Source organism: Streptomyces milbemycinicus (assembly GCF_002154605.1).
Taxonomy (GTDB): domain Bacteria; phylum Actinomycetota; class Actinomycetes; order Streptomycetales; family Streptomycetaceae; genus Streptomyces; species Streptomyces milbemycinicus.
This window is the reverse complement of the sequence record NZ_MUNE01000967.1, coordinates 1-751: the sequence shown is the minus strand read 5'-3', so window position 1 is coordinate 751 and position 751 is coordinate 1. Positions and strand designations below refer to the sequence as shown.

1 protein-coding gene is annotated in these 751 nt (G+C 68.2%); it reads left to right on the top strand.

From position 1 onward, the window contains the following. Positions 1–728, top strand: a 728-nt coding sequence (locus tag CCN51_RS49710) for a DUF4232 domain-containing protein (RefSeq protein WP_342749430.1), incomplete at its 5' end; no start/stop codon positions are given. Positions 729–751: the final 23 nt, after the last annotated feature.

Genomic DNA, 751 nt, shown 5'->3' with positions numbered 1-751 from the left:
CCCGGTCAGAGTTGTTGTCGTACCGAGCAGACGACGACACCGACCTCCCAGGGGGACCCGAAATGCGCTCCAACACCACTGCCCGTATCGCCCGCCGTCGCCCCTTCCGTGTCGCCGCCGCGGTTCTGACCGCAGCCGCTGCCCTGGCCCTGACGGCCTGCAACAACGACGACAAGGCCGCGGGCCCGGCTGATACGGCCCCGGCCGGGTCCAGCAGTTCCTCGGGTTCCTCCGGTGGTGCGCAGGGTTCCGACGACAAGGGCAAGGAGGGCGGCGGCAGTGCGCATGCGGGCGCCGAGCGCTGCCACAGTGAGAACCTGGAAGCCGCGTTCGCCACGGGTGAGGACGCGCTCCCGGTGCCGGAGGATGGCGAGGGCGGTGCGACGACCGCCACCATCGTCCTGATGAACAAGGGCACCAGCTCCTGCAGGATCGGCGGTTTCCCTGGTGTGGACCTGACTTCGATCAACGGCGGCGAGCGCTGGTCGCTGGCCCGCTCCTCGAAGAAGTGGACCTCCGTGAATGTGGAGGCCGGCCAGCAAACCCAGTTCACCCTCAACCTCGCTTTCACCAAGGAGGAAGAGGGCTTCTACCAGCCGGCCTGGGTCGAGATCACCCCGCCCAACGAGACCAAGGCCCTCAAGATCGAGTGGCCCTGGGAGAACGACAGCCTCGTCGACCAGCGCGGCGCCACCCGCCCCGCCACCTTCGTCAACCCCGTCGGCTGACCAGCTCAGAGCTGTGCCATGAA